The sequence below is a fragment of the Dyella ginsengisoli LA-4 genome (genome assembly GCF_000334915.1).
Taxonomy (GTDB): domain Bacteria; phylum Pseudomonadota; class Gammaproteobacteria; order Xanthomonadales; family Rhodanobacteraceae; genus Dyella_A; species Dyella_A ginsengisoli_A.
On sequence record NZ_AMSF01000030.1, the window covers coordinates 19,332 to 35,644 of the forward strand.

The 16,313-nt window shown below is 68.6% G+C and carries 19 protein-coding genes; 14 read left to right on the top strand and 5 right to left on the bottom strand.

Features of this window, described 5'->3' with window-relative positions; translation table 11 throughout:
- Positions 1–22: 22 nt before the first annotated feature.
- The 8 genes from atpE (at position 23) to glmU (ending at position 7,495) form a co-directional block, all read left to right on the top strand.
- Positions 23–310: a F0F1 ATP synthase subunit C gene (atpE, locus tag C693_RS0108845; RefSeq protein WP_017461905.1), complete on the top strand. Its 288-nt coding sequence runs from the start codon at positions 23–25 to the stop codon at positions 308–310.
- An 83-nt stretch (positions 311–393) separates the two neighbouring features.
- On the top strand, positions 394–864 hold the full coding sequence (locus C693_RS0108850; RefSeq protein WP_017461906.1) for a F0F1 ATP synthase subunit B: 471 nt from the start codon (positions 394–396) through the stop codon (positions 862–864).
- 3 nt (positions 865–867) lie between these two features.
- Positions 868–1,401 carry a F0F1 ATP synthase subunit delta gene (locus C693_RS0108855; RefSeq protein ID WP_017461907.1) on the top strand — a complete coding sequence of 178 codons (534 nt, stop codon included), beginning with the start codon at positions 868–870 and terminating at the stop codon, positions 1,399–1,401.
- A gap of 60 nt (positions 1,402–1,461) precedes the next feature.
- Complete coding sequence (atpA, locus tag C693_RS0108860) at positions 1,462–3,012, top strand: F0F1 ATP synthase subunit alpha (RefSeq protein ID WP_017461908.1); 1,551 nt, start codon at positions 1,462–1,464, stop codon at positions 3,010–3,012.
- 89 nt (positions 3,013–3,101) lie between these two features.
- Entirely contained in the window at positions 3,102–4,019 is a 918-nt protein-coding gene (atpG, locus tag C693_RS0108865) for a F0F1 ATP synthase subunit gamma (protein WP_017461909.1), read from the top strand.
- A 76-nt stretch (positions 4,020–4,095) separates the two neighbouring features.
- Positions 4,096–5,508, top strand: coding sequence for a F0F1 ATP synthase subunit beta (atpD, locus tag C693_RS0108870; RefSeq protein ID WP_017461910.1), 1,413 nt, complete (start codon positions 4,096–4,098; stop codon positions 5,506–5,508).
- A 56-nt stretch (positions 5,509–5,564) separates the two neighbouring features.
- Positions 5,565–5,993 (top strand): F0F1 ATP synthase subunit epsilon, encoded by a 429-nt coding sequence (locus tag C693_RS0108875; RefSeq protein WP_017461911.1) that lies wholly within the window; start codon positions 5,565–5,567, stop codon positions 5,991–5,993.
- A 131-nt stretch (positions 5,994–6,124) separates the two neighbouring features.
- The gene (gene glmU / locus C693_RS0108880; protein ID WP_017461912.1) at positions 6,125–7,495 is read left to right on the top strand and encodes a bifunctional UDP-N-acetylglucosamine diphosphorylase/glucosamine-1-phosphate N-acetyltransferase GlmU; all 1,371 of its coding nucleotides are present in this window, start codon (positions 6,125–6,127) and stop codon (positions 7,493–7,495) included.
- Positions 7,496–7,520: 25 nt separating this feature from the next.
- Here the strand turns inward: glmU and C693_RS0108885 are convergent, their stop codons facing one another.
- A complete protein-coding gene (locus C693_RS0108885) occupies positions 7,521–8,513 on the bottom strand; it encodes a pteridine-dependent deoxygenase (protein ID WP_026107291.1) in 993 nt (330 codons plus the stop codon).
- Between the two features lie 91 nt (positions 8,514–8,604).
- Between C693_RS0108885 and C693_RS0108890 the strand changes: the two genes are divergently transcribed.
- From C693_RS0108890 to C693_RS0108910, 5 genes are all read left to right on the top strand, one after another.
- Positions 8,605–8,874 (top strand): phosphopantetheine-binding protein, encoded by a 270-nt coding sequence (locus tag C693_RS0108890; protein WP_017461914.1) that lies wholly within the window; start codon positions 8,605–8,607, stop codon positions 8,872–8,874.
- Positions 8,875–9,182: 308 nt separating this feature from the next.
- Positions 9,183–9,479 (top strand): hypothetical protein, encoded by a 297-nt coding sequence (locus C693_RS0108895; protein WP_017461915.1) that lies wholly within the window; start codon positions 9,183–9,185, stop codon positions 9,477–9,479.
- On the top strand, positions 9,476–10,429 hold the full coding sequence (locus C693_RS0108900) for a hypothetical protein (protein ID WP_017461916.1): 954 nt from the start codon (positions 9,476–9,478) through the stop codon (positions 10,427–10,429). The genes C693_RS0108895 and C693_RS0108900 overlap by 4 nt, the downstream gene beginning before the upstream one ends.
- A 118-nt stretch (positions 10,430–10,547) precedes the next feature.
- Positions 10,548–10,775: a hypothetical protein gene (locus C693_RS0108905; RefSeq protein ID WP_017461917.1), complete on the top strand. Its 228-nt coding sequence runs from the start codon at positions 10,548–10,550 to the stop codon at positions 10,773–10,775.
- Positions 10,776–10,784: 9 nt separating this feature from the next.
- Positions 10,785–11,231 carry a hypothetical protein gene (locus C693_RS0108910; RefSeq protein ID WP_017461918.1) on the top strand — a complete coding sequence of 149 codons (447 nt, stop codon included), beginning with the start codon at positions 10,785–10,787 and terminating at the stop codon, positions 11,229–11,231.
- A 31-nt stretch (positions 11,232–11,262) separates the two neighbouring features.
- On the opposite strand, the gene C693_RS0108915 is transcribed toward C693_RS0108910, so the two are convergent.
- The 4 genes from C693_RS0108915 to C693_RS0108930 all read right to left on the bottom strand — a co-directional run bounded on the left by C693_RS0108915 (position 11,263) and on the right by C693_RS0108930 (position 15,666).
- Positions 11,263–12,855, bottom strand: coding sequence for an NAD(P)/FAD-dependent oxidoreductase (locus tag C693_RS0108915; protein ID WP_017461919.1), 1,593 nt, complete (start codon positions 12,853–12,855; stop codon positions 11,263–11,265).
- Positions 12,856–12,926: 71 nt separating this feature from the next.
- Positions 12,927–13,673: a glycosyltransferase family 2 protein gene (locus tag C693_RS0108920; protein ID WP_017461920.1), complete on the bottom strand. Its 747-nt coding sequence runs from the start codon at positions 13,671–13,673 to the stop codon at positions 12,927–12,929.
- Positions 13,670–14,464, bottom strand: coding sequence for a beta-ketoacyl synthase chain length factor (locus tag C693_RS0108925; RefSeq protein WP_017461921.1), 795 nt, complete (start codon positions 14,462–14,464; stop codon positions 13,670–13,672). Before C693_RS0108925 ends, C693_RS0108920 begins: the two co-directional genes overlap by 4 nt.
- Positions 14,461–15,666 carry a beta-ketoacyl-[acyl-carrier-protein] synthase family protein gene (locus C693_RS0108930; protein ID WP_017461922.1) on the bottom strand — a complete coding sequence of 402 codons (1,206 nt, stop codon included), beginning with the start codon at positions 15,664–15,666 and terminating at the stop codon, positions 14,461–14,463. Before C693_RS0108930 ends, C693_RS0108925 begins: the two co-directional genes overlap by 4 nt.
- A gap of 137 nt (positions 15,667–15,803) precedes the next feature.
- Between C693_RS0108930 and C693_RS0108935 the strand changes: the two genes are divergently transcribed.
- Positions 15,804–16,313, top strand: a 510-nt coding sequence (locus C693_RS0108935; RefSeq protein ID WP_017461923.1) for a YdcF family protein, incomplete at its 3' end; no start/stop codon positions are given.

The window sequence follows — 16,313 nt, forward strand, 5'->3', positions numbered from 1 at the left end:
TAAAGATTCACAGGAGATTTCCATGAACCTCGTCGAACTCGTCGCTCACGTCCAGGGCCTCACCGCCATCGCCATCGGCGTCATCATCGGCCTCGGCGCGCTGGGTGCCTGCTTGGGCATCGCCATCATGGGCTCCAAGTTCCTTGAGTCGGCTGCCCGTCAGCCGGAGCTGGTGCCGCTGCTGCAGGGCCGCATGTTCCTGCTCGCCGGTCTGATCGACGCGGCGTTCATCATCGGCCTGGCCGTGGCGCTGCTGTTCGCGTTCTCGAACCCGCTCATTTCCGCCCTTCGCGCCGCCGTTGGCGGTTGATCGGCTAGGCAATTGTCGCCGCTGCGCAAACGTGCGGCGGCGATCGGCGGTTTAACGCGTTACCGGAGTCATTTGGAAAGCTCATGGATATCAATCTGACTTTCCTGGGCCAGATGGTGTCGTTCGCCATCCTGGTCTGGTTCACCACCAAGTTCATCTGGCCGCCGCTCAATGGAGCCATCGAAGAGCGCCAGAAGAAGGTTGCCGAGGGTCTGGCTGCCGCCGAGCGCGCGCGTGCCGAGCTCAAGGACGCCGGCTCCAAGGCCGAGAGCGAGGTCAAGCTGGCGCGACAGCAGGCTGCCGAGATCATCGAGCGCGCGCAGCAGCAGGCCAACCAGATCGTCGACAAGGCCCGCGACGAAGCGCTGGCCGAGGCGGCCCGCGTGAAGGCGGCTGCGGCGGACGAAGTGACCAGCATGCATCAGCGCGCTCGCGAGGAACTGCGCAGTTGGGTCGGTCGACTGGCCGTGCAGGGCGCCGAGAAGATCGTGCAGCGCGAGATCGACGCCAACGCCCACAAGGCGATGCTCGATCAGCTCGCTGCCGAGATGTAAGCGATGAGCCAGGCCATCACCCTCGCCCGTCCCTACGCGCGTGCTGCTTTCGAAGTGGCGCGCGACGCCGGTGCCACCTCGGCCTGGTCGCAGGCGCTGGCCTTCGCCGCGGCCGTCTCGGCGGACCCGCGGGTCGCCGGGCTGATCAGCGATCCGCGTGTGCAGGCCGACCAGCTGGTCGCCGTCCACCTGCCGCAGGGCACGGCCGCCGACGCACCGTTCGGCCACTTCCTGGCTGAACTGGCTGCGCATCGCCGGCTGGCCCTGTTGCCGGAGATCGCCGCGCTGTACGAGACCTACAAGCGCGAATCCGAGTCGCAGCTGCTGGTGAAGGTGACCAGCGCGATGGCCCTGGATGCGGCGCAGACCGAACAACTGAAGGCTTCGCTGAAGCGCCGCTTCAAGCGCGAGATCGAACTGGAGACCCGGGTCGATGCCTCGCTGCTGGCCGGCGTGGTGATCGACACCGGCAGCGAAGTGATCGACGGCTCGGCGCGCGGTCGGCTCGACCGGCTCGCCAGCGTCCTGACGCACTGACACACGTTTCGAACATCATCGGGTGCCGTTGACGCGGCGCGAACCCAAGGATAACGACCTATGTCCAGCACCACCCTCAACCCGTCCGAGATCAGCGAGCTGATCAAGAACCGCATCGAGCAGTTCAAGCTCGGCGCGGAGGCCCGCAACGAGGGCACCATCATCAGCGTCTCCGACGGCATCGTGCGCATCCACGGCCTGGCCGACGTGATGCAGGGCGAAATGATCGAGCTGCCGGGCAGCTCCTACGCCCTGGCGCTGAACCTCGAGCGCGACTCTGTCGGCGCGGTGGTGCTGGGCGAATACCAGCACCTGAAGGAGGGCGACACCGCCAAGACCACCGGCCGCATCCTCGAGGTGCCGGTCGGTCCCGAGCTGCTGGGTCGTGTGGTCGATGCGCTGGGCAACCCGATCGACGGCAAGGGTCCGCTGAACGCGAAGATCAATGCCCCGATCGAGAAGGTTGCGCCGGGCGTGATCTGGCGCAAGTCGGTCGACCAGCCGGTGCAGACCGGCTACAAGTCGGTCGACGCGATGATCCCGATCGGCCGCGGCCAGCGCGAGCTGATCATCGGCGACCGTCAGACCGGCAAGACCGCGCTGGCCATCGACGCGATCATCGCGCAGAAGGACTCGGGCATTAAGTGCATCTACGTGGCGATCGGCCAGAAGCGTTCGTCGATCGCCAACGTCGTGCGCAAGCTGGAAGAGCACGGCGCGCTGGCCAACACCATCGTGGTCGTCGCCTCCGCCTCGGAGTCGGCCGCCCTGCAGTACATCGCACCGTACTCCGGTTGCGCCATGGGCGAGTACTTCCGCGATCGCGGCGAAGACGCGCTGATCATCTACGACGACCTGTCCAAGCAGGCCGTGGCCTACCGCCAGATCTCGCTGCTGCTGAAGCGCCCGCCGGGTCGCGAAGCCTACCCGGGCGACGTGTTCTACCTGCACTCGCGCCTGCTCGAGCGCGCCGCGCGCGTGTCCGAGGAATACGTCGAGAAGTTCACCAACGGCGAGGTGAAGGGCAAGACCGGTTCGCTGACCGCGCTGCCGATCATCGAGACCCAGGCCGGCGACGTGTCCGCGTTCGTGCCGACCAACGTGATCTCGATCACCGACGGCCAGATCTTCCTCGAGACCGACCTGTTCAACGCCGGCATCCGCCCGGCCGTGAACGCCGGTATCTCGGTGTCGCGCGTGGGTGGTGCGGCGCAGACCAAGATCGTCAAGAAGCTGTCCGGCGGCGTGAAGCTGGCGCTGGCCCAGTACCGCGAGCTGGCGGCGTTCGCGCAGTTCGCTTCCGACCTCGACCCGGCGACCCGCGCCCAGCTGGATCGTGGCCAGCGCGTGACCGAGCTGATGAAGCAGGCGCAGTACGCGCCGCTGTCGATCGCCGAGCTGGCGCTGTCCGTGTACGCGGCCGAGAAGGGCTACCTCGACGACCTGCCGGTGAACAAGGTGCTGGCCTTCGAGAAGGGCCTGCACGCCTTCTTCCACCAGAACCACGGTGAGCTGATGAAGAAGATCGTCGCCACCGGTGACTGGAACGGCGACATCGAGGCGACCTTCAAGGCTGGCCTGGACGAGTACAAGAAGACCGGCAGCTGGTAATCGGCAGCCTCGCGTGGTGGCCGCCTGGCGGTCACTGTGCACGCCGGCGGATCGCCGGCATCGCAATCACCCAAAAGGTTGAGGCAAACGTGGCAAGCGGACGCGAAATCAAAACCAAGATCAAGAGCACGCAGAACATGCGCAAGGTCACGCGCGCGCTCGAAATGGTCTCGGCCTCGAAGATCCGTCGTGCGCAGGACCTGATGAAGGCCTCGCGCCCGTACGCGCGTGCCATGCGCAAGGTGATCGCCCATGTCGCCCAGGCCAGCACCGACTTCACCCATCCGTTCCTGGTCGAGCGCGAGCAGGTCAAGCGTGTGGGCTTCGTGGTGGTCAGCACCGACCGCGGCCTGTGCGGCGGCCTGAACTCCAACCTGTTCCGCCGCCTGCTGCCGGCGATCCGCGAGTGGCAGGACAAGGGCGTCGAAATCGACGTGGTGGCGATCGGCCAGAAGGCGGTCCAGTTCTTCCGCCGCCTCAAGGGCGTGAACCTGCTCGGCAGCGTCACCCACCTTGGCGAGAAGCCGAAGGTCGAGCAGCTGGTCGGCGTGATCAAGGTGGCGATGGACGCCTATACCGACGGCAAGCTGGACCGCCTGTTCCTCGCCTACAACGACTTCGTCAACACGATGACGCAGAAGCCGACGGTGGACGCGCTGTTGCCGCTGCCGCTGGTGGCCTCGGAGCTCGCCGCGCACCAGGCGTCGGGTGAGTCGGCCTATGCCGGAATCAAGCTCGAGCAGACCCACGACTGGGACTACATCTACGAGCCGGACGCAGGCACGGTGCTCGGCCACGTGCTCAACCGCTACATCGAATCGGTGGTGTACCAGGCGGCGCTGGAGAACCTGGCCAGCGAGCACGCCGCGCGCATGGTCGCCATGAAGAGCGCGTCGGACAACGCCAACAAGGTCATTGGCGAGCTGACGCTGATCTACAACAAGGCTCGCCAGGCCGCGATCACCCAGGAAATCTCGGAGATCGTCGGCGGCGCGTCCGCGGTCTGATCATCGCCAATCCCATACGCAGGGCGACGCGACGCGGCGCCGCAACGAACACAAGAGATCCATTCGGAGCACACCCATGAGTCAGGGCAAAGTTGTACAGATCATCGGCGCGGTCATCGACGTGGAGTTCGCACGCGATCAGGTGCCGCAGGTTTACGACGCGCTGAAGATCGACGGCACCGACATCACGCTGGAAGTCCAGCAGGTGCTCGGCGACGGCATCGTGCGCACGATCGCGCTCGGCTCGACCGACGGACTGAAGCGCGGCCTCGTCGCCCGCAACACCGGCGAAGGCATCAAGGTGCCGGTCGGCAAGGCGACCCTCGGCCGCATCATGGACGTGCTCGGCAACCCGATCGACGAGGCTGGTCCGATCGGCGAGCAGGACCGCTGGGTGATCCATCGCGAGGCGCCGAGCTATGCCGACCAGGCAGCGGCGACAGACCTGCTGGAGACCGGCATCAAGGTGATCGATCTGGTCTGCCCGTTCGCCAAGGGCGGCAAGGTCGGCCTGTTCGGCGGCGCCGGCGTGGGCAAGACCGTGAACATGATGGAGCTGATCAACAACATCGCGAAAGCGCACTCGGGTCTGTCCGTGTTCGCCGGCGTGGGCGAGCGTACCCGCGAGGGCAACGACTTCTACCACGAGATGAAGGACTCGAACGTGCTCGACAAGGTGGCCATGGTGTACGGCCAGATGAACGAGCCGCCGGGCAACCGTCTGCGCGTGGCGCTGACCGGCCTGACCATGGCCGAGTACTTCCGTGACGAAAAGGATGAGAGCGGCAAGGGCAAGGACGTGCTGCTGTTCGTCGACAACATCTACCGTTACACCCTGGCCGGTACCGAGGTGTCCGCACTGCTCGGGCGCATGCCGTCGGCGGTGGGCTACCAGCCGACCCTGGCCGAGGAAATGGGCGTGCTGCAGGAGCGCATCACCTCGACCAAGACCGGCTCGATCACCTCGATCCAGGCCGTGTACGTGCCCGCGGACGACCTGACCGACCCGTCGCCGGCCACCACCTTCGCCCATCTGGACGCGACCGTGGTGCTGTCCCGCAACATCGCCTCGCTGGGCATCTACCCGGCGGTGGACCCGCTGGACTCCACCAGCCGCCAGCTCGATCCGAACGTGATCGGCGCCGAGCACTACGACGTCGCCCGTCGCGTGCAGGGCACGCTGCAGCGCTACAAGGAGCTCAAGGACATCATCGCGATCCTGGGCATGGACGAGCTCTCCGAAGAAGACAAGCAGGCCGTGTCGCGCGCGCGCAAGATCGAGCGCTTCTTCTCGCAGCCTTTCCACGTGGCCGAGGTGTTCACCGGTTCGCCGGGCAAGTACGTGCCGCTGAAGGAAACCATCCGCGGCTTCAAGATGATCGTGGACGGCGACGTCGACCACCTGCCGGAGCAGGCGTTCTACATGGTTGGCGGCATCGACGAGGCGATCAAGAAGGCCGAGGAAATGGGCGCCAAGAAGGCCGCCTGATCCACCGGGGCGGGTGAGTCGCCCGCCCCCTGCCTCACGCATCCGGAAGACCATCCATGACCCACACCATCCGCGTCGACGTCGTCAGTGCCGAATCCGAGATCTACTCGGGCGAGGCGACGCTGGTCGTCGCCACCGGCGAGCTGGGCGAGCTGGGTATCACCCCGCGCCATGCGCCGCTGATCACCCGCCTGAAGCCGGGCAAGGTTGTCGTGACCGAGGCCAGTGGCGAGAAGGTGGACATCTCCATCACCGGTGGCGGCATCCTCGAGGTGCAGCCGCAGGTGGTGACGGTGCTCGCCGACAGTGCGATCCGTTCGGCGGACATCGACGAGGCGGCCGCGCTGGAAGCCAAGCGCCAGGCCGAAGAGGCGCTGGCCAACCGCACCGACGCGATGGAAATCGCCGAGGCGCAGGCCAAGCTGGCCGAGGCGATCACCCAGCTCCAGGCACTCGAACGCCTGCGTCGCACGCTCAAGCACTGACCGCTCCACGTCCACCCAGATCCGCAGACGCCGGCCTCGCGCCGGCGTTTTTGCATCCGGAGGCGGGCTTGCCGGCGGGGTCCGCGCGGCGGCTGATATTCTTGTGGCCTTGCCCACAAGTCAGGTGATCCATGGAAGCATCTCCGCTGCACGTCATCGTCCTCGCCGCCGGCGAAGGCAAGCGCATGAGGTCCAGGCGCGCCAAGGTGCTGATGCCTGTCGCCGGCCGACCGCTGCTCGGCCATGTGCTGGCGACCGCGCGGGAGCTCGCGCCTGCGGCGATCCATGTGGTGTACGGCCATGGCGGCGAGCAGGTGCGCGAAACCTTCGCCGCCGACACCGACCTGAGTTGGGTGCTGCAGGCCGAGCGGCTGGGTACCGGCCACGCCGTGGCGCAGGCACTGGCGCAGGTGCCGGACGATGCACGCGTGCTGGTGCTGTATGGCGACGTGCCGCTGACCCGTGCCGAGACGCTGCGCCCGCTGGTGACCGCCGAAGGCCTGGCCCTGCTCACCACCCGCCTGGCTGATCCGTTCGGTTACGGCCGCGTGCTGTGCGACGAGGCTGCCCGTGTGATCGCGGTGGTCGAGGAGAAGGACGCGAGCCCCGAAGAGCGCGCGGTGAACCTGGTGAATACCGGTATCGTGGCCGCCGATGCATCGTCGCTGCGGGGCTGGACCAGCCGGCTCGGGCGCGACAACGCGCAGGGCGAGTATTACCTCACCGACATCTTCGCGATGGCGGCAGCGGAGCATCGCCCGGCGCGGTCGGTGGAGTGCGCAGACCCGGTGGAAGCCGCCGGTGCCAACAACCCGTTGCAGCTGGCCGAGCTGGAAGCCCAGTACCGCCGTCGCCGCGCCGAGGAGCTGATGCTCGCAGGTGTGCGTTTGGCCGATCCGCTTCGCATCGACGTGCGCGGGACCGTGCGGGCCGGCAGCGACGTGGAGATTGATGTCGACGTGATCCTCGAGGGTGACGTGGCGCTCGGCGACGATGTCCGCATCGGCCCGTTCACCCGCGTGCGCAACACACGTCTGGCCAGCGGTACCGTGGTGCTGGCCCATTGCGATCTCGACGGCCTGGTGACGCATGGCCCCTGCACGATCGGACCGTTCGCCCGCCTGCGCCCGGGTGCGGAACTGGCGCCCGGCGTGCACGTGGGCAACTTCGTCGAGATCAAGAAGGCGAAGCTGGGCGACGGCAGCAAGGCCAACCACCTGAGCTACATCGGCGATGCCGAGGTCGGTGCGGGCGTGAACATCGGCGCCGGCACCATCACCTGCAATTACGACGGCGTGAACAAGCACCTGACCCGCATCGGGGACGGTGCTTTCATCGGCTCGAACAGCGCCCTGGTGGCGCCGGTCAGCGTGGGCGCCAACGCCACCATCGGCGCCGGTTCGGTGATCACCAAGGATGCACCGGCAGATGAGCTCACGGTGGCGCGCGGCCGCCAGCTCACCCTGTCCGGCTGGCACCGCCCGACCAAGCAGGCGAAGTGACGCCGGCACCGGAGCCGGATAACGCTCAGGCGTAGCGCCAGCCGTCGATCTCCACCAGCAGTTCGCGCCGGCACACTTCGCCGTGCAGCAGCAGTGCCGGCACAGCGGGCAGATGCTGGCGGAAGAAGTCGCGCACTATCCGGGCGTCGCCCGGACGCCGGATGTAGGCCTTCAGCGGCGAATGGGTGTCGAAGCCTGCCGGCATGCCGGCAGCGGCCAGCAGGGCTTCGAGATTGGCGAGCGTTTCCGCCAGTTGCGCGGGCAGATCTCCGGGGTGTGCCGAGGCATGACCGATCACCGCGGCGGTACCGGAGATCGCCAGGGCATCGTCGGCCGGTAGCCGCACCGCCCGCGCGAAGCTGGGCGGGGTCGGCCCGTACTGGCGCGGGTAGCGCCAGGCACTCACCTGACGGGGATTTTCCACCCGGGTGCCGGGTTGCGATCCGGCCAGCAGGTAGATCTGCAGGTGGCCGGCTCCGCCCAGGCTGCCGATTGCCGTGGCCGCGGGAAAGCCGTCGACGAACGCCGCGCCCATCCCCTGTGCGCGACCGCTGCAGAATTGCTTGTAACGCTCGCCGTCGCCTTGCCCCTCGTTGATGCCCGGCAGGTAGTTCCAGACCCGCAACACCTGGGATTCGGCCTGCCCGGCGAGGAATTGCGCCAGTTGCCGATACGCCTCCGCCGCACACGTCTCGATGCCGCCGCTGGCGGATTCATCGAGGCTCACCGACGCGAACAGCCAGCCACCGCCGCGCGACCAGCGGATATCGCCGGTGTGGCCGCAGCTCACCGGGCCGTCCACCTCCCAGCACTCCAGCGGAGCGGGAGCGTCGAATGGCTCGAGCGGTAGCCGCAGCCAGCGCGGATCGTCGGTCTCCTCCCGACCGGCGCCGAAACCGATGACCGCGAGCATGCCGGGTTCGGCCAGTGCCCGGGGGGCCTCCACGTTGCGATACGACACCCGTGGCGCACGGCAGACCGTGGTCTGCACGACTGCGCCTTCACATCCCTGAACCATGCGATCTACCGGGAACGACGAGGGCCCCATGGTACACTCCCGACCCGCTGCCACCGGGGGGGAGGCACGGCTTTTGGGTACGGATCCGAGCATGGCAGAGCAGACCGCCGCACAACACGAACTGGCCACCCTGGTGGTCGAGAGCCTGAATCTCGAAACCGTCACTCCCGAGCAGATCGATCCCGACGCACCGTTGTTCGGTGGCGAGCTCGGGCTCGATTCGATCGATGCGCTGGAGATTTCCCTGGCGGTGTCCAAGCGCTACGGGTTCCAGTTGCGCTCGGATAACCCGGACAACCGGCAGATCTTCTCCAGCCTGCGAACGCTGTCGGATTACATCGAGCAGCAACGCGCCCACTGAGCGGCCGCCGAGGTGCCGCAGCCGCCCGCGCGCGATCGCGTGCCGGCCAATGAGCGAGGCCAGCATGTCCGCAGTTCCGGCCCGAGGGGGAAAGCAGATGCTCCGACGCTCCGGGACGTGGCGTTGCCGCGGTGCCGTGCATCCCTCTGCCGACACGTCGATGGTGACCCGATGATCCGGATCGACGGCATGGCATGCCCGCTCAGCCAGCACAGCGCGGACCAACCATTGCATGGCGCCCCGCACGGGGCGGAATCCCGGCCGGCGTGTCGCCCGCCGCTGCCGCAGCATGGCGTGGGTGAGCCCGCATGAGCACCTTCGCCCTTCCGTTCCGGGTGCCGGCTGAGCATCCGTCCCTGCCCGGCCACTTCCCGGGCGCGCCGCTGGTTCCCGGGGTCGTCATGCTCGAGGCGGTCGCCGGTGCGCTGCGGGCATGGCGTGGCGAGCGGCTGGCGCGAATCGCCGAGGCCAAGTTCGCCGCTCCACTGCTGCCGGGCGAGGACGCCGAGGTAAGACTCAGCGAATCGGCTGGCCGCCTGCGCTTCGAGATCCGTCGCGGCGACGAGCTGCTGGCGCGCGGCGTGATCGAGGGAGCCGCGGCGTGAGCGGGCACTGGCAGAGCCGTCCGGAGGGGGGCGGGCATTTCGCGCTTTGGCTGATCCGCAGCATCGCGCTGGTCTGCGGGCGAACGCTCGCGCGTTTGTCGCTGTATCCGATCACTGCCTACTTCTACCTGCGTCGCGCACCCGAGCGACAGGCGTCGAAGCAGTACCTCGCGCGGGTCCTCGGCCGACCGCCGACCCGGCGCGAAGTGTTCGACCACCTGTGGTGCTTCGCTGCGATCACCCTGGATCGCGTCTACCTGCTGGCGCGCGGCGACGACGATTTCGTGGTCGAGACCGACGGGCTCGACCTGCTGGATGCACACATCGCCAAGCGGCAGGGTGTGTTGCTGATCGGTTCGCACCTGGGCAGTTTCGAGGCGCTGCGTGCGCTGAGCACGCGCCGGCCGGAAGTCTCTCTGCGCGTCGTGCTGGACAAGCAGAAGACCCCGGCGATGACCGCCCTGCTCGAGGCGCTGGCTCCGGAGATAGGTGCCGGGGTGATCGACGCTTCGCGGGACGGCACCTCGATCACCCTGGCGATGGCGGAGGCCTGCCAGGCCGGCTCGCTGGTCGCACTGCTGGCCGATCGCGGGCGCGAGCACGAGGCCCTGCACCACGTGCCGTTCCTCGGACGGCCGGCACCGTTTCCGGTGGGGCCGTGGCTGCTCGCGCATGCGTTGCAGGTGCCGGTGATGTTGTGCTTCGGCCTGTACCTGGGTGGCAACCGCTATCGGCTGATATTCGAGCCGGTGGCCGAGCGCGTGTCGATTCCGCGTGCCGAGCGGGCCGCAGCGCTGGACGCCCTCATCGCGCATTACGCCCTGCGGCTGGAACATTACGCACGAATCGCGCCGACCAACTGGTTCAACTTCTATGACTTCTGGCAGCAAGATCCGCGCACTCCTGCTGGCGCAGGGCCTGCCGACGTGGGCAAGCGCGTCGGCGCCTGATCCGGCAGCGCTGATCGCTTCGCCCGGGCGCGCTTCATGCAGATGCTCGATCGCGCGCTGGGAGTGCCTGGCGAACTGGCTTGGTCTGGGCACGGTCAGCGCCGTGCATGATGCGGCGATGATCGGGGCGACCGTGGCGAAGCAGGGCGGCGACGTGCCCCTGCCGGACCCGAAGGCCGCCGCCGAGCCGCTGGTGGCGGCGTACCGTGTGCGTATTCTCGAGGCGCTGGCGGTTGCCTCCACGCAGCGGGTGTTCCGCATCTTCGCCTGGGCGAGCTTCACGGTGCTGCGCGCGATCGGCCCGACCGTCGGCCTTGGCGCAGCCTTCCACTTCTTTCCATCCTGATGGCACCGCATGTCCACCGAGACTGATTTCGCGTCGCTGATTCCCCATGCCGGACGCATGTGCCTGCTCGACATCGTGCTTGCCCGGGATGCGACCACGCTGCACGCGCGCAGCACCAGCCATGCCCTGCCCGACCATCCCCTGCGCGGCGCGGGCGGCCTGCATGCGGTGCATCTGGCCGAGTACGGGGCGCAGGCGATGGCCGTGCATGGCGCCCTGCGTGATCGCGCGCAGGGCGTGACCGGGGCCAAGCCAGGCCGGCTGGTCAGCCTGCGCGACGTGCAGTTCGCGGTGGAGTTCGTCGATCCCCAGGGCGGCCCGCTGGACGTGCATGCCGAGTGCCTCTATGCCGATGGCGCGGGTGCGCAATACGCATTCCGCGTCGAACAGGGCGGACGGTTGCTTGCCAGCGGACGCGCCGCGGTGATCCACCCGTCCCGGCCGGAGCCGCGCTGAAGCCGCTACAGGCACGGGTGCCGGGCATCGCTCAGGCGGCGGTGAACAGCTGCGGTCGTTCGGCCGACGCCATGGCCAGGTCGCGCATGCCCTCACGCAGGGCCTCGCCGGCCGATGCGGCGGCGCGGTCGACGATGGTCGCCGCCAGCGCATCGAGCAGGGCGATGTTGTCGCGCAGGCGCCTGCGCACACCGGTATCGTCGAGCGTATCGTGCAAGGTGGCGTTCATCGCGGCGAACCAGGGCAGCTCGCGCTGGTCGAGCATCGCGCGCGGATTGAGCCCGTGCGAACTCGCGTGCCAGCGGCCGAAGAACGCCTGCATCCGTTCGTTCAGTGCCCGGGTCTTCTCCAGCTCCGGGCCCAGTTCGGCGAACAGTGCCGCGTCGGCCAGCCGCTGCTGGAACACCAGCTGGCACAGCACGCCCCAGTAATAGGCATAGTCCCAGATCACCTTGATCGGCAGCACCTCGGCGTCGCCGAGCAAAGGGTATTGCCCGCGGTAGAGCGCCAGCGTCGAGTCGTAGAAGGACTGGAACAGCCGCTCGTACAACCGCACGCGCGGTGCCAGCAGTTCGCCCGCACGGTCATGCCGCACCAGCTCGGTGATGTAGGTGTTGGCGATGGCGATGAAGTCGGTGCCGGGCGAATAGAACGGGTCGAGGAAGGCGCCGGCCTCGCCGGTGAGCGCCCAACGATCGGTGCTGAACATCCGTGCGCAGCCGTAGGAGTAGTCGCGAAAGAAAGCGAAGTCCATCAGCCTGTCCTGTCGGGCAGCCACTTCCCGCGCCAGCGCGGGCTGGTGCCTGGTCAGCCATTCCAGCGCGCGCGGGAAGCGGTTGATCGATTCGACCGGATGCATCGCGGCGTCGACCACGATGCCGACCGAGTGCGCACCGCTGGCCAGCGGGATCAGCCAGCACCAGTAGCCCGGTCCGCACAGGTGATTGGTCGATCGCCAGCGCTCGCGCGGGGTGCAGCGGGCGTTCCATTCGGCGTCTTCGCTCCACTGGTCGATGGCGATGCGGTCGTCGAGGCGGAACCAGGCGGCATGGGCGTGGTGGCCGTTGTCGCGGGTCAGGTCGAGCTGGCGGCGCAGCAGGCCGGCGCGGCCAGAAGCGTCGAGCAGCCAGCGTGCCTGCACCCACGGTTCGCCGTCACCGGTGCAGTGCACGCGGTGTGGCGCATCGCCCTGACCAAGTTCGATCGATCGCACGCCGACGCCGTCGCGAAACGCGATGCCGCGGCGGCGCGCCTCCTCGCCGAGCAGGTTCTCGAAGATGCCGCGATCGATCTGGTAGCTCGGCGTGGGCAGCACCTCGCGCACGCCCAGTTCGGTAACGGCGTCCAGATCTTCCCGTCCATGCGAGAAAAAGAAGCGGAAGCCGAACTTGCGCAGGTGGGCTTGTTCGAGATGGTCGCGCAGACCCAGTGTCTCGGCGAGATAGTGGGCGCCGATCTCCACGGTCGATTCACCGACCTTGTGTGCGGCGGCGGGCACCGGATGCCTGCGGCGCTCGAGTACGACCACGTCCAGGTCGGGGCAGGCATCCTGCAGTTGCAGTGCCAGGCACAGCCCGGCCAGCCCCCCGCCCAGGATCACCGCGTCGTGTGTCGTGCCGTCCATGCCCGCTCCATCCGTTGCGATATCCCGATTGTGCACGGCGAGCGCAGACCACGGGTTCAGTGCGTGTGAACCTACAGGTCGTCGAGTACCCGCGGTGGGCGTTCGCGCGAGCGTCGGTAGCTCGCCACGATGTGACCATAGTGGATCACCCGCCCGATGGTGTAGGCGGTGATGCGGGTGACGTCGCGCACCGGCTTGAAGTGACTGCGCCGGAAGCCGCCCTGGTAGCGCGAGGCGATCGGCACCGATACGACCCCCAGCCCCCGTTCGCGGCAGGCTGCGATCAGCAGCGCGGCTTCGAGCACGAAGTGCTCGGCGGGCACTCCGGCCAGTGTCAGTGCCTCAGGCGGATACCAGCGTTGGCCGCTCTGGGTATCGGCGATCGGCTGCGCGCACGCCCATGAGATACCCCAGTCGGCTACCGCGTTGGCGCGGCGTCGGCCCCTCGGTTGCTGCGCGCGGTCCAGCAGGCGTGCGCCGATCACGATGTGGCGCGGAAATCGCTCGGCCGCCGCGAGCATGCGTGGGATGTCGGCGGCCAGGTGCTGGCCGTCGCCATCCATGCTCAGCACTGCTTCGTACTCCTGGCGCATGGCTTCGCGGAAGCCACTGCGCAGCGCCTCGCCCTTGCCCCGGCGCTCGTCATGCCGGATCAGCGTGACCGGCAGGTGGCCGACAATCTCGGGTGTGCGGTCGTCCGAACCGTCGTCGATCACGATCACCGGCGCACCAAGTGCCAGCACCGAGCGCACCACCGCCTCGATCGCCCTCTCCTCGTTGAGGCAGGGAATCAGCACGCACCAGCGCGGCAGGTTCAAGCGGGGTACTCCAGGTCCATTCGCAGTCCCAGCGCGGCGGCGGCCGCTGCCGTCGCCACCGGCTCGCGGCGCACCAGCGGTACCAGCAGGCGCAGGGCCTCGGCGGCGGGGTTGCCGGCCAGCCAGTCGGGCAACGGCTCCGGCCACGAAGGTGGAGTCGAAGGATCGGGCGTCAGCGTCAACCCGAGTGTCGCCAGGGCCTGCGAACCGGGCGGCGGGGCCAGCACCAGCGCCGCGCCGAAGGCCAGGGTGTAACCGGTCACTTCGCCCAGTGGGCCGCTCGAGGCCACGTCGCTGCACACCAGCAGCACCGGCCGGCGCTCGGCGGCGACCAGGCTGGCCGCTTCCAGCAGGCCGGCTCCAAAGCTTTGCCGGTGCGCGCAGACCGCGTTGGAGGCGGCGTGGCAACCGGTGGCGATGGTCCAGTACCCGACGGGCGCGTTGTGCACGGAATTGTGGAATTTCGTCGGCGACAGCTCGGCCGGCGTGCTCGCCAGCGTGGCGCACAGGTAGTCGGTGATGCCCTGATCGCCGTGGCTCGAAGTGAATACGCAGGCCAGTTCGGCGGCGTCCCGGCCGCTCATCGCCAGCGCCTGTCCGGCGACCTCGGAGGCCAGCAGTACGCTTTCCGGAGCGCGCCGCCGCTCGTTGGCCGGCAGCACGGCCGCGGGTGGCCGGGCGCCGGACGAGGGTGCCGCGGATCCAGCGAGCCATCGGCGCAGATCGTCGAGGCCGGTCGCCTGCGGCGCCCACAGGCCGATCCCCTCGATCGCGACGTGCAGGGTGCTCATGCCGTTGCTTCGCTCCGGGCGAACACCAGGCAGGCATTGTTGCCGCCGAACCCGAACGAGTTGCTCATCACGACCCGCAGCTCGCGTTGCTCGGTCTGCCAGGCGAACGACGGGCCGCAGGCCGGATCGGGCGTGCGGGTGCCGAAATTGCCGGGTACGACGCCATCGCGCATGGCCAGCAGGGCGATCACGGCCTCGAGGATACCGGCCGCGCCCAGGGTGTGGCCGGTCAGCCCCTTGGTCGAGCTGGCGCGGGTGCGCGGGGCGAACGCACGGCCGACCAGAGCCGCTTCGACCTCGTCGTTCTTAAGGCTGGCGGTGCCGTGCAGGTTGATGTAGTCGACTTGGCCCGCGGCGAGTCCGGCGCGGGCCAGTGCATCGCGAAGCGCCAGCTCGGCGCCGAGGCCCTCCGGGTGCGGCGTGGACATATGGTGGGCATCGGTGGCCTCGCCGTATCCGGCCAGGCGGGGCGCGGTCGGTGCGGCTTCCCCCCGCTCCAGCAGCGCGAATCCTGCTGCCTCGCCAATGGAGATGCCGCGGCGTGCGGCATCGAACGGCCGGCATGGTTCAGGCGACACCAGCTCCAACGCGTTGAAACCGAACAGCACGCTGTCGCACAGCGTGTCCACGCCGCCGACCACGGCCGCATCGACGAGCCCCAGCCGGATCAGGCGCTCGGCACTGGCGAACACCTTGGCGCTGGACGAGCAGGCGGTGGACACGGTGAGGCAGGGGCCACGCAGGCCCAGTGCGTCGGCCACGAAGGCGACCAGCGAGTGCGGCGCATGGATGTCGGGGCGGCGCAGGTCGGCCGGCAACCGGCCATCGGCGCCAAGCCGGCGGTAGCCCTCCTCGGTGGCGCCGATGCTGGACGTGGAGGTGCCGAGCATCAGTGCGACGCGGTGGGCGCCGTAGCGCTCACGGGCGGCTTCGACACGCTCAACGAAGCCATCCTGGCGCAGTCCGAGCCATGCCAGCCGGTTGTTGCGGCACTCCCAGCCGGCCAGGTGCGCGGGCAGCGGCGCATCCTCCACGCCTTCGACCCGGCCGATCCAGCAGGGCAGCGGGGCGCTGGAGATGTCGTTCGGACGCAACCCGCCTGCGCCAAGCGCCAGCGCACGGGCATGTGCGGTAAGACCGTGGCCGAGGGCCGAGGCGGCGGTGTAGGCCGAGACGGCAAGGGGGGCGATCCGGTCGGGCATCCCGAAAGCCTAGCTGCGCCCTCGAGGCTTGCCTAGCCGCGCCGGCCAGGCCTGCCGGATTGCCCGGGCAGGCCGGGCCGCGCACACTTCCCCGCTCCTGGCCCCGGGTTGTCTACGTGTTTCCAGTGCCCTCCCTGATGCGTTCGCGCCGTTATCTGTCCGATCGTGACGTGTGGCACGCCGTCGTCGTCAGTGTGGTTGCACTGCTGCTCAGCGGCGGGCTGGTCTTCGTCGGTTACCTGGCCCACGTCTGGCGTGTCGCCTGGCGCAGCCCGCGCCAGGCCCCGCGGCCGATGGTGGTGCTGGTGTTCGGTCAGCGACTGGAGGGGGGCGAGCCCGGCGAGGACTTCCGTCAGCGCCTGGCGGCCGCGCTGGAGCTGGCGCGCTCGGCACGCGCCGAACGTCTGCTGCTGCTTGGCGGGTTCAGCGGCGGACAGGTGAGCGAGGCTGATGCCGGCCATCGGTGGTTGCTTCTTCACGGGTTGCCGCCGGACATGCCGGTGCAGCTGGAACAGGAGTCGACCGACTCGCTGGAAAACCTTCGCCATGCGCGGCGGCTGCTCAGTGCGGGCGACCCTGCGCACCGGTTGCCGCCGGTCGCCTTGCTGACCAGCCGATACCACCTGGCGCGTTGCCAGTGGCTGGGG

What these genes read in the sequence shown, in the direction of transcription:
- C693_RS0108855 (WP_017461907.1), top strand. Translation starts at nt 868, where the DNA reads ATGAGCCAGGCCATCACCCTCGCCCGTCCCTACGCGCGTGCTGCTTTC.
- glmU (WP_017461912.1), top strand. Translation starts at nt 6,125, where the DNA reads ATGGAAGCATCTCCGCTGCACGTCATCGTCCTCGCCGCCGGCGAAGGC.
- atpA (WP_017461908.1), top strand. Translation starts at nt 1,462, where the DNA reads ATGTCCAGCACCACCCTCAACCCGTCCGAGATCAGCGAGCTGATCAAG.
- C693_RS0108875 (WP_017461911.1), top strand. Translation starts at nt 5,565, where the DNA reads ATGACCCACACCATCCGCGTCGACGTCGTCAGTGCCGAATCCGAGATC.
- C693_RS0108925 (WP_017461921.1), bottom strand. Translation starts at nt 14,464, where the DNA reads ATGAGCACCCTGCACGTCGCGATCGAGGGGATCGGCCTGTGGGCGCCG.
- atpE (WP_017461905.1), top strand. Translation starts at nt 23, where the DNA reads ATGAACCTCGTCGAACTCGTCGCTCACGTCCAGGGCCTCACCGCCATC.
- C693_RS0108905 (WP_017461917.1), top strand. Translation starts at nt 10,548, where the DNA reads ATGATCGGGGCGACCGTGGCGAAGCAGGGCGGCGACGTGCCCCTGCCG.
- C693_RS0108885 (WP_026107291.1), bottom strand. Translation starts at nt 8,513, where the DNA reads ATGGTTCAGGGATGTGAAGGCGCAGTCGTGCAGACCACGGTCTGCCGT.
- C693_RS0108915 (WP_017461919.1), bottom strand. Translation starts at nt 12,855, where the DNA reads ATGGACGGCACGACACACGACGCGGTGATCCTGGGCGGGGGGCTGGCC.
- C693_RS0108910 (WP_017461918.1), top strand. Translation starts at nt 10,785, where the DNA reads ATGTCCACCGAGACTGATTTCGCGTCGCTGATTCCCCATGCCGGACGC.
- atpD (WP_017461910.1), top strand. Translation starts at nt 4,096, where the DNA reads ATGAGTCAGGGCAAAGTTGTACAGATCATCGGCGCGGTCATCGACGTG.
- C693_RS0108890 (WP_017461914.1), top strand. Translation starts at nt 8,605, where the DNA reads ATGGCAGAGCAGACCGCCGCACAACACGAACTGGCCACCCTGGTGGTC.
- C693_RS0108930 (WP_017461922.1), bottom strand. Translation starts at nt 15,666, where the DNA reads ATGCCCGACCGGATCGCCCCCCTTGCCGTCTCGGCCTACACCGCCGCC.
- C693_RS0108895 (WP_017461915.1), top strand. Translation starts at nt 9,183, where the DNA reads ATGAGCACCTTCGCCCTTCCGTTCCGGGTGCCGGCTGAGCATCCGTCC.
- C693_RS0108850 (WP_017461906.1), top strand. Translation starts at nt 394, where the DNA reads ATGGATATCAATCTGACTTTCCTGGGCCAGATGGTGTCGTTCGCCATC.